This is a genomic window from Streptomyces flavusporus (assembly GCF_046267975.1).
Lineage (GTDB): Bacteria > Actinomycetota > Actinomycetes > Streptomycetales > Streptomycetaceae > Streptomyces > Streptomyces flavusporus.
This window is the reverse complement of the sequence record NZ_CP176503.1, coordinates 7,093,616-7,104,093: the sequence shown is the minus strand read 5'-3', so window position 1 is coordinate 7,104,093 and position 10,478 is coordinate 7,093,616. Positions and strand designations below refer to the sequence as shown.

Below are 10,478 nucleotides of genomic sequence, written 5' to 3'. Positions count from 1 at the left end.
CGGCTCACCATGCCGCACATCCTCACCACCATCGTCACCCAGGTCGCCGTCGCCCTGATCGAGGCCGCCCTGGTGCGCCTGTTCACGCAGCTCTGGAAGTCGTTCGGCGCCACGGCACGTCCTGCGGCCGCCTACGCCTGACCGGAGCACGAAGCCCCTCGCCGGATACCCCTGAACGCACCGGCCGTTCAGGGGACCAGCCCAAGTCAGCCGCCCACACCTCATCTGAGCAGGGAGAACACGGCACCGCGTGCCTGCCGTAAAGGCACCGCGTGCCGACTTTCTCGCGATCAAGAGGTTTTCGCCCTCACCCCTTTGATCGATCATCGATCAGGGAGTTACAGTCGCCGACGGGCCACGCGGCGGAAGCCGCAAGGTGTCACAGCACCAAGGCCTCACGCCCTGTCCTGCCAAAGACCAAGGGCATCCGAACCCTTAACCGATGAGGGAAACCCCCTCGGCTTCCCCTTCGACTGAGGAAGGCGGCGACATGACCGACCCCAACGCCATCCAGCCGAGCGAGCTCGACCAGCTCCCGGACCGCGACCCGGAGGAGACCGCCGAATGGCAGGCCTCCCTGGACGCCGTCGCCAAGGCGGCCGGGCCGCACCGTGCCGCGTACCTGATGCGCCGCACGCTGGAGCGCGCCGAGGGCGCCGGCATCGCGCTGCCCAAGCTGCTCGAGACCGACTACGTCAACACCATCCCCACCGCCGCCGAGCCGTCCGTGCCCGGTGACGAGGAGATGGAGGCCCGGATCACCGCGTGGAACCGCTGGAACGCGGCCGCCATGGTGACCCGCGGCTCGAAATACGGCGTCGGCGGCCACATCGCCACCTTCGCCTCCGCGGCCTGGCTGTACGAGACCGGCTTCAACCACTTCTTCAAGGGCAAGGAGGCCGACGGGTCCGGCGACCAGCTCTACATCCAGGGCCACGCCTCCCCCGGCATCTACGCCCGCGCCTTCCTCGACGGCCGGCTCAGCGAGCACCACCTCGACAACTTCCGCCGCGAGTCCGGCGGCAACGGCCTCCCGTCGTACCCGCACCCACGCCGCCTCCCCTGGCTGTGGGAGTTCCCGACGGTGTCGATGGGCCTCGGCCCGCTCTCCGCGATCTACCAGGCGCGCTTCAACCGCTACCTCACCAACCGCGGCATCAAGGACGTCTCCGCCTCCCACGTCTGGGCCTTCCTCGGCGACGGCGAGATGGACGAGCCGGAGTCGACGGCGGCCCTCGCGCTGGCCGCCCGTGAGGAGCTGGACAACCTCACCTTCGTCATCAACTGCAACCTGCAGCGCCTCGACGGCCCGGTCCGCGCCAACTTCAAGATCGTGCAGGAGCTGGAGGCCCAGTTCCGCGGCGCCGGCTGGAACGTCGTCAAGACGCTGTGGGGCTCCGCCTGGGACGAGCTGTTCCAGCTCGACACCACGGGCGCGCTCGTACGCCGCCTGCGCCAGGTACCCGACGCCCAGGTGCAGACGTACCAGACGCGCGACGCCGCCTACATCCGCCAGGACTTCTTCGGCACCGACCCGGCGCTGGCCGAGATGGCGAAGCTGATCGGCGACGACAAGATCCTCGACTGCTTCCACTTCTCCCGTGGTGGTCACGAGCCGCGCAAGGTGTACGCCGCGTACAAGGCCGCCGTCGAGCACAAGGGCGCCCCGACCGTGATCCTGGCCCAGACGGTCAAGGGCCACACCCTCGGCCAGGGCTTCGCGTCGAAGAACGCCAACCACCAGATGAAGAAGCTGTCGGTGGACGAGTTCAAGACGATGCGGGACCTGCTGGGTCTGCCCATCGCCGACAGCGCGTTCACCGACGGTGTGGTGCCTTACGGCCACCCCGGCGCCGACTCCCCCGAGGTGCGCTACCTCCAGGAGCGCCGTGCCGCCCTCGGCGGTCCGGCCCCGGCGCGCCGTGTGCACCCGGTCGCGCCGCTGCCCGCGCCCGCCGAGAAGGCCTTCGCCTCCTTCGACAAGGGCTCCGGCTCGCAGAACGTGGCGACCACGATGGCCTTCGTCCGCCTGGTCAAGGACCTGGTCCGCGACAAGGAGACGGGTAAGCGCTGGGTGCCGATCGTCCCCGACGAGGCGCGCACCTTCGGTATGGAGAGCCTGTTCCCCTCCCTCGGCATCTACTCGCCCAAGGGCCAGACGTACGAGCCGGTCGACCGCGACCAGCTGATGTACTACAAGGAGGCCAAGAACGGTCAGATCCTCAACGAGGGGATCACCGAGGCCGGTTCGATGGCCGACTTCATCGCCGCGTCCACGTCGTACGCGACGCACGGCGAGGCGATGATCCCGTTCTACATCTTCTACTCGATGTTCGGCTGGCAGCGCACGGCCGACCAGATGTGGCAGCTCGGCGACCAGCTCGGCCGCGGCTTCCTCGTCGGCGCCACGGCCGGCCGTACGACGCTGACCGGTGAAGGCCTCCAGCACGCCGACGGCCACTCCCCCGTCATCGCCGCGACCAACCCGGCCGCGCTGACGTACGACCCGGCGTTCGCGTACGAGATCGCGACGATCGTGAAGGACGGTCTGCGCCGCATGTACGGCGAGGCCGCGCCCGGCGAGGACCCGGACGTCTTCTACTACCTCACCGTCTACAACGAGCCGCTGCCGCAGCCCGCGAAGCCGTCGGGCCTCGGCATCGACGAGGGCATCGTCAAGGGCCTGTACCGCTTCAACACGGCGGAGTCGGCGGGGCTGTCCCCGGCGGCGAACGCCCCGCGGATCCAGCTGCTGGGCTCCGGCACGGCGATCCACTGGGCGCTCAAGGCGCAGCAGCTGCTCGCCGAGGAGTGGGGCGTGGCCGCCGACGTGTGGTCCGCGACCTCGTGGAGCGAGCTGCGCCGGGACGCGCTGGAGGCCGACGAGGCGCTACTGCGCGGCGAGGAGCGGGTGCCGTACGTCCGTCAGGCGCTGCAGGGCGCCGAAGGGCCGGTGCTGGCGGTGTCCGACTACATGCGTCAGGTGCCGGACCAGATCGCGCAGTGGGTCGAGCAGGACTACTCCTCGCTGGGCGCCGACGGCTTCGGCCTGTCGGACACCCGTGAGGCCGCTCGCCGCCACTTCGGCGTCGACGCCGAGTCGATCGTCGTGGCCGCGCTGGCCCAACTGGCCAAGCGGGGCGAGGTCAAGGCGACGGCCGTGAAGGAGGCGCGCGAGCGCTACGGCCTGTAAAGCGGGCTGCACCATGAAGGGGACCGGCACCACGTGGGTGCCGGTCCCCTTCTGCGCGCCATGATGAACCCATGCGCGCTGCCCGGCTCATCAAGATGGTGCTGCTGCTCCAGTCCCGGCCCTCCATGACCGCCGCCGAACTCGCCCGCGAACTGGAGGTGTCGGAGCGGACTGTCACCCGGGATGCTCAGGCGCTGTCGGAGGCGGGTGTTCCGGTGTACGCCGACCGGGGGCGGGCCGGCGGGTACCGGCTGATCGGCGGGTACCGGACGCGGCTGACGGGACTGCACCGCAGCGAGGCCGAGGCGCTGTTCCTGTCGGGCGTGCCCGGCGCGTTGCGCGAGATGGGGCTTCAGGACGCGGCCTCCGCGGCCCGGCTGAAGGTGTCGGCGGCCCTGCTGCCCTCCCTGCGCGACGCCTCCCGTACGGCCGCCCAGCGGTTCCATCTGGACGCGCCGAACTGGTTCAAGGAGCCCGAGACGCCCGAGCTGCTGCCGGTCGTCGCGGATGCCGTGTGGGACGACCGGAGGATCACCGCCCGCTACCGCAGGGGCGAGGGCGAGGTGGAGCGCGAGCTGGAGCCGTACGGGCTCGTGCTCAAGGCGGGTGTCTGGTACCTGTGCGCGCGGGCCGCGCCCCACGGGTCCCACCGGGTGTACCGGATCGACCGGTTCACGGCCGTGGAGGCCGGGGCGGAGCGTTTCACCCGTGACGAGGAGTTCGACCTGCCCGGCTTCTGGGAGGAGCGGGCCGAGCAGTTCGCGCGGTCCATCCTGCGGGCCGAGGTCGTGGTGCGGCTGTCCGCGGCGGGCGTGCGCAGGCTGCTGTATGCCGTCGATCCGCTCTCCGCGCGGGAGGCGCTTCAGGGGGCGGGCGCCCCGGACGCCGACGGGTGGGTGACGCTGACCCTCCCCGTGGAGTCCGAGGAGGTCGCCCACACGCAGCTCACGGCGCTCGGGCCGGAGGTCGAGGTGCTGGCCCCGGAAGGGCTGCGGGAACGGTTCGCGCAGGACGCCGCCCGGCTCGCGGACCTCTACCGCCGACAACAATCCGCCGCACTCCACGTGCGTCCCATCCGTCCAGGCCCGATGCTTGACCCGTGATGGACGAGACGGAGTTCTGGGAACTCGTGGACACCACCCGCGAGGCCGCCGAGGGCGACCCCGAGGAACAGGCCGACCTGCTCGTCGACCGGCTCGCGCAGATGGACCCCGAGGCGGTGCTCGACTTCGCCCGTCACTTCGAGGCCCGCTACAACCGCTCCTACCGCTGGGACCTGTGGGGCGCCGCCTGGGTACTGCTCGACGGGGCCAGCGACGACGCCTTCGACTTCTTCCGGTGCTGGCTGATCGGCCAGGGCCGGGAGGTGTTCGAGGGTGCCCTGCACGACCCGGACTCGCTCGCCGACCTGCTGGGCGAGTTCGACGAGGAGATCGACGGTGACGGCGAGGAGCTCGGCTACGCGGCCGACGAGGCCTACGAGCAGCTCACCGGTACCGTCGCCCCGGATCTCGGCGTTCCGCCCGCCCCCGCGGAACCGGAGGGCACACCGATCGACCTCGAGGACGATCGAGTGCTGGCCGAGCGGTATCCACGGCTGTGGGACCGCTTCAAGGAGTGACGCCCACTCAGGCGGCCCTGCGCCGGCTCGGGTCCGACGGGATGTACGCCTGCGTCTGATCGGCCTTCACCGCGTGGTGCGGCGGGGCCGCGTTGGCCTGGTCGAGCGCGGAGGCGGTGACCGCGGCCGGGCCGAGGACGACCGTCGCGACCGCGCAGAGCACCGTCCAGGGGCCGCGCAGGGCCCCGGCCCACGTGGACGTGCCGGTTTCCGTACGACTGCTGCTGCTCATGATCCCCACCTCCGGTCGGCCTGTGGCCACGACGGTAGGGCGGCCGCCTCTGAGCGGGCTGCGGCGCGGCTGTGGCCTCCCTGTGGGCCTCATGACCTGCCCTGGAGCCGTGCGGCGCGTTCCCTGATCTCCGGCAGGCGCGCGATCAGGGCCGCGCCCGGACAGCTGGTCTGGAAGCCGTCGGTGTGGCCGGCCAGGGCGGGCAGTTTGGCGGCGGTACCGCGGGTGAAGCGGCTCTTGCTGTTGCTGGAGACCAGACGGACCCGGGTACGCGGGTCGGTGTCCGACAGGCCCAGCTTCCAGGCGGCCAGGGCGGCTATCGCGTCGGTCATCGCCTTCGGCGTCTCGACACCCGCGGTGAAGGTGCCGATGGCGGCTATGCCGGCGGTGCGGTGGTTGAAGCCCTGGGTATGGGCGCCGGTGACGGGGCGGTCGACGCCGCCCGCGCGGCCCTCGTAGATCGTGCCGCAGCGGTCGACGAGGAAGTTGTAGCCGATGTCGTCCCAGTGGCGGTCGCCGGTCTGGCCCGTGTACAGGTGACGGATGACGCGGGGGGCGTCGGCGCACTTGTAGCCGTTGGGCGAGTCGGTGTGGTGCACGAACACGGCGACGACCTTGTCGTCGTAGCGCGGCGGTGGCTGCCGGCCCGGGGCCCCGCCCAGCTTCAGCCATACCGACCTCGGAACGACCCGCGGCTTGGGCGCGGTGTACGGAGCGGCGTGGCGGGCCACGAGCGAACGGTCGGGCCGGGCGGCCGTGCCGGAGCGGTCCACGCCGTGGGCGAACAGCGCCAGGACGGCCACCGCGCTGAGCCCGGGCAGGCAGCCCAGCAGCGTCACCGCGCTGCCGGGCCGTCGCAGGGCACGCAGTCGAGCACCTCGCCCTCGCCAAGGGCCTTGGGAGAAGACGCACATGGTCCCACTGTCGGTCGGATGCGGTCCGCCCGCGATGTGTGGTGTGCCACCCGGTGGAACCATCGTCCGGGTCCGCGGCGTTTTCCGAGGTACATGCACGCGTGGCCGGTTCCCGACCGACACGCGCGCGTGGCTGATCACTGGGCCCTTCTCACGCGTACTAAGGCGTGCCGGGCGCGTACCGACGCGTACCGACGGGTCCTAGAGAAAGGCGGCTCCGTGGACCTGCTCGACATCCTGCTGATGCTGGTGATCCTGGTCTACGCCGGTTCCGGGTACCGGCGCGGACTGGTGGCCGGCTGTGTCTCGCTCGCCGGGTTCGTGGGCGGTGCGGTCATCGGCGTGTGGATCCTGCCGTGGGTGATGGACCTGGTGACGCCGGGGACGACGGCGGCGACGGTGACCGCGGTGCTCACGGTGCTGGTTCCGGCGGCGGTGGGTCATGAGCTGGCCGGGCGGCTGGCGCTCAGGCTGCGCCGCGAGCTGAACCGGGGGCCGCTCAGGGTGGCCGACGGGATCGGCGGGGCCGCGGCCAACTCGGTGGCCGTGCTGATCGTGGCATGGGTGGCGGCGAGTGTGCTGGCCGCGTCCTCGTCGCCGCTGCTGACCTCGGCGATACGGGACTCACGGCTGCTCGGGGCGGTGCAGAACGCGATGCCGGACACCACGCCCGCATGGTTCTCGCAGGCCACGTCGGCGCTCACCGAGGCGGGCTTCCCGCAGGTCTTCAACCCCTTCGAGAACGAGTCGACCGCCGAGGTGGCCAGGCCCTCCGGGGACAGCGTCACGGCGCGCGCCACGAACGCCGCCAAGCTGAGCACGGTGAAGGTGGAGGGCGTCGCGGGCGGCCAGGGCCGCGAGGGCAGCGGGTTCGTGTACGCCGCGGAGCATGTGATGACCAACGCCCATGTGGTGGCGGGCATCGACGCCCCCACCGTGCGGGTCGGCGGGATCGGGCAGGCGTACGAGGCGCGGGTGGTGCTCTTCGCCCCCGACCGGGATGTGGCGGTGCTCCACGTGCCCGATCTGCGCGCCCCCGTCCTGGACTTCGTCGACGACGCCGAGCGCGGCGAGGCGGCCGTGGTGGCCGGCTATCCGCAGGACGGCGGCCTGGACCTGCAGGCGGCCACGGTGGCGAACCGGGTGCGGGCGACCGGCCAGAACATCTACAACGACGAGAGCGTCACCCGCGAGATCTACTCGATCCGCTCCACGGTCCGCCCCGGAAACTCCGGCGGCCCGCTGCTGACCACCGACGGCCGGGTGTACGGCGTGGTCTTCGCGCGCTCCACCTCCGACGCGGAAACCGGCTACGTCCTGACGGCCGACGAGGTCGCCGGCGACGCCGCGCGGGCGGCGGACGCGACGACACCGGTGGGCACGGGCGAGCTGGTCACGTCGTAGGCGCTGCCCGTACTAGAGCGAACGCCCCATCAGGACGTCGTCGACGTACGCGCCGTCGATGAAGAACTCCTCGGGCAGGACCCCCTCCACCACGAACCCCTCGGACTCGTACAGCTTGCGGGCCGGGGTGTTGTGCCCGAGGACGCGCAGGGTGATGCGGCGGGCGCCCTGGCGTCGTGCCTCGTCCTGCGCGGCACGCAGCAGCGCACGGGCGACGCCGGCGCCGCGCGCCTCCTCGGCGACGGCCAGGCCCTGGATCTGGCGGACGTGGGCGTTGCACTCCAGCGATGTGGGAAAGCCCAGCCGGGCGTAGCCGACCACCGCGTCGCCGCGTCCGGCGAGCTCGGCGACGAGATGGTCCAGCGGCCCGAACCGGTCGTTGAAGAAGGGCTCGTACGGCGGCCGGGGGCGGGGCTGGACGGCGTGCAGCGGAGACCAGGTGGTGCGGTCGAGCCGGGCCAGCGCCTCCTCGTCCTCGTACAGGGCATGACGTATGTGTATCTGCGGATCCGGCATGACGGTCAGCGTACGTCGCACGGGCGAGGCGCCCTCGGGGATTTCGGCGGCGCCGGCGGCATGATGGCCGTATGGAACGTTCCCGAATCGCGGTGGCCGGTGCGTCCGGTCTGATCGGCAGTGCCCTGGTGCGGTCCCTGACCGCGGACGGGCACGAGGTGGTGCGGCTGGTGCGCCGGGCGGCCCGGACCGCGGACGAGGTCTGCTGGGACCCCGAGGGCGGGTATGTGGACGCGGCCGGGCTCGCGGGGTGCGACGCCGTGGTGAACCTGGCGGGCGCCGGGGTCGGCGACCGCCGGTGGACCGAGGCGTACAAGTCGCGGATCCGGGACAGCCGGGTGCTCGGCACGCGGGCGCTGGCCGAGGCCGTCGCCGCACTGCCGGCGCAGGAGCGGCCGCAGGTGTTCGTCAACGGCAGTGCGATCGGCTACTACGGGCAGACCGGGGAGCGGCCGGTCGACGAGAGCGCGCCCGCGGGGGCGGGGTTCCTGCCCGAGCTGTGCGTTCAGTGGGAGGCGGCCGCGGTGCCCGCGCAGGAGGCGGGTGTGCGCACGGTGTTCACGCGGACCGGGCTGGTGGTGGCCCGCGGGGGCGGCGCCTGGGGGCGGCTGTTCCCGCTGTTCCGGGCCGGGCTGGGCGGACGGCTGGGTGACGGGCGGCAGTACTGGTCGTTCATCGCGCTGCACGACGAGGTCGCCGCGATCCGGCATCTCCTCGACCGCGACGACCTGTCGGGACCGTTCAACCTGACGGCTCCGCAGCCGCTGACGAACCGTGAGATCACCGCGGCGATGGGCCGGGTGCTGCACCGGCCGACGCTCTTCGCGGTGCCCGCGCCGGTGCTGCGGGTCGTGCTGGGCGAGATGGCCGGCGACGTGCTGGGCAGTCAACGGGTGCTGCCGATGCGGCTGTTGGAGTCCGGGTTCTCGTTCGCGTTCCCCGGGATCGAGGAGGCGATCCGGGCTGCGGAGTGACCGGCGTGACAGTCGGGTTCCGACCGTATGCGACCGCTGTGCGACCGTGCCCTGTCCATGCGCGACTGCCGACGGCCGATCACCGCCCTAACCTCGATCCGAACTCGGGTATCCCCGGCGCCGGTTGGGGGCATGAGGTCTCCACCGGCCGCGCAACCTCGAGGAGGGGCACGTGCTAGAGCCCGCATTTCAGGCGGACGTCGTCGTCGTGGGAGCCGGGGTCGCCGGACTCTCGGCCGCACATCGGCTGACCCGTGCAGGAGTCACCACCACGGTTCTGGAGGCCGCCCCTTGTGCGGGCGGCCGTATGGCGACCGAGAAGGTCGACGGTTTCCGGCTCGACCGCATCGGACAGCTCCTGTTCACGTCGTATCCCGAACTGCGCCTGGCGCCGGGGCTCGACGCGCTCGCCCTGCGGCTGTTCGCCCCGGGCGTCCTGCTGCACAGCGACGGCCGCCGGCAGCGCGCGGGCGCTCCGGCGGGCGGAGGGAGCGCAAGGGGCGCATTGCACGCCGTGCGCGCCCTGGCGAACGCCCCCAGGGTGGTGCCGCCGGCCCGGGGCCGGGTGGCCGTCCCCCGGCCCGCATCGGGGTCGCCCAGGGGCCTGGCGGCCGTTCCCCGGCAGGCCGCCGTGCCTCGGGGGCGGGCGGGCGCCCCGCTGGGGGGCGCCGTCGACCAGGCGCGGCTCAGGGCCGCGCTCGCCCGGATCGGGAGCATGCCCGTCGAACGGCTGCTCGCCCGCCCGGAGTCGCCCGCCGCACAGGCCATCGCGGAGCGCGGACTGCCCGCCCGCACGATCGACGGCTTTGTGCGCCCGCTGCTCGCCGCCCTGCTGTGCGACCCGGACCTGACCACCTCCAGCCGGTGCGCGGACCTCGCGCTGCGGGCGTTCGCCGGGGGGCGGATGGGCCTTCCGGAGGGCGGGGCCGAGGCGCTGCCCGAGTTGCTCGCACGGGCGCTGCCGCCGGGCACGGTGCGCACCGGCGTGCAGGTCACCTCGGTCGCCACGACGTCGGTGACCACGGCCGAGCACGGCGAGTTCCGCTGCCGGGCCGTCCTGCTGGCCACGGACGCGCGCACCGCCGCTGAACTGCTGCCCGGCCTGCGGGTGCCGGACTTCCATCCGGTGACGGTGGTGCACCACACGACTGACGATCCGCCGCAGACCGGGGCGTCGCTGCTGCTCGACGCCGACCGGGGCGGGCCGGTGGCGCACACGGCGGTGGTCAGCGCCGTGGACCCGACCCGGGCGCCGCAGGGCCGGGCGCTGATCTCTTCGACGGTGCTCGGCGTCCCGCCGACCGACGTCGACACGGCCGTACGAATGCACCTGGCACGCCTCTACGGCACCTCCACGGCACGTTGGGAGACCCTCGCCGTGCACCACACCGCCGAGGCCGTGCCCGCGATGCGGCCGCCGCACGATCTGCGGCGGCCGGTGCGGCTGATGACGGGCCTGTACGTGTGCGGCGACCACCGGGACACCAGCAGCGTCCAGGGTGCGCTGCACTCCGGGCGACGGGCTTCGGCGGCGATTCTGGCGGACCTGGGGGCGGGGTCGATGCAGGTGGCGGAGCCGACGCCGACGCCTCGGGCGGCGTGAGCCCCGGTCCACGGTGGTGAC

Annotated in this window: 10 protein-coding genes; 7 read left to right on the top strand and 3 right to left on the bottom strand. The window is 72.5% G+C overall.

Going from position 1 to position 10,478, the window contains the following annotated elements; all coding sequences use genetic code 11:
* Nucleotides 1-9 precede the first annotated feature (9 nt).
* From ACKTSN_RS33575 to ACKTSN_RS33560, 4 genes are all read left to right on the top strand, one after another.
* On the top strand, nt 10-141 hold the full coding sequence (locus tag ACKTSN_RS33575) for a hypothetical protein (protein ID WP_409472551.1): 132 nt from the start codon (nt 10-12) through the stop codon (nt 139-141).
* Nucleotides 142-490: 349 nt separating this feature from the next.
* A complete protein-coding gene (gene aceE / locus ACKTSN_RS33570; RefSeq protein ID WP_409472550.1) occupies nt 491-3,193 on the top strand; it encodes a pyruvate dehydrogenase (acetyl-transferring), homodimeric type in 2,703 nt (900 codons plus the stop codon).
* Nucleotides 3,194-3,264: 71 nt separating this feature from the next.
* Entirely contained in the window at nt 3,265-4,296 is a 1,032-nt protein-coding gene (locus ACKTSN_RS33565) for a helix-turn-helix transcriptional regulator (RefSeq protein ID WP_409472549.1), read from the top strand.
* Nucleotides 4,296-4,814 carry a DUF4240 domain-containing protein gene (locus ACKTSN_RS33560; protein WP_409474986.1) on the top strand — a complete coding sequence of 173 codons (519 nt, stop codon included), beginning with the start codon at nt 4,296-4,298 and terminating at the stop codon, nt 4,812-4,814. The genes ACKTSN_RS33565 and ACKTSN_RS33560 overlap by 1 nt, the downstream gene beginning before the upstream one ends.
* 7 nt (nt 4,815-4,821) lie before the next feature.
* Here ACKTSN_RS33560 and ACKTSN_RS33555 read toward each other — a convergent pair whose 3' ends face one another.
* Together ACKTSN_RS33555 and ACKTSN_RS33550 are read right to left on the bottom strand one after the other, a co-directional pair.
* A complete protein-coding gene (locus ACKTSN_RS33555) occupies nt 4,822-5,046 on the bottom strand; it encodes a hypothetical protein (RefSeq protein ID WP_409472548.1) in 225 nt (74 codons plus the stop codon).
* Between the two features lie 89 nt (nt 5,047-5,135).
* Nucleotides 5,136-5,960 (bottom strand): peptidoglycan recognition protein family protein, encoded by an 825-nt coding sequence (locus ACKTSN_RS33550; protein ID WP_409472547.1) that lies wholly within the window; start codon nt 5,958-5,960, stop codon nt 5,136-5,138.
* A gap of 219 nt (nt 5,961-6,179) precedes the next feature.
* Between ACKTSN_RS33550 and ACKTSN_RS33545 the strand changes: the two genes are divergently transcribed.
* The gene (locus ACKTSN_RS33545; protein WP_409472546.1) at nt 6,180-7,364 is read left to right on the top strand and encodes a MarP family serine protease; all 1,185 of its coding nucleotides are present in this window, start codon (nt 6,180-6,182) and stop codon (nt 7,362-7,364) included.
* Between the two features lie 12 nt (nt 7,365-7,376).
* On the opposite strand, the gene ACKTSN_RS33540 is transcribed toward ACKTSN_RS33545, so the two are convergent.
* Entirely contained in the window at nt 7,377-7,889 is a 513-nt protein-coding gene (locus ACKTSN_RS33540; RefSeq protein WP_409474985.1) for a GNAT family N-acetyltransferase, read from the bottom strand.
* Between the two features lie 62 nt (nt 7,890-7,951).
* Between ACKTSN_RS33540 and ACKTSN_RS33535 the strand changes: the two genes are divergently transcribed.
* A complete protein-coding gene (locus ACKTSN_RS33535; protein ID WP_409472545.1) occupies nt 7,952-8,854 on the top strand; it encodes a TIGR01777 family oxidoreductase in 903 nt (300 codons plus the stop codon).
* A 172-nt stretch (nt 8,855-9,026) separates the two neighbouring features.
* The gene (locus ACKTSN_RS33530) at nt 9,027-10,457 is read left to right on the top strand and encodes an NAD(P)/FAD-dependent oxidoreductase (protein WP_409472544.1); all 1,431 of its coding nucleotides are present in this window, start codon (nt 9,027-9,029) and stop codon (nt 10,455-10,457) included.
* The last annotated feature ends 21 nt before the right edge of the window (nt 10,458-10,478 follow it).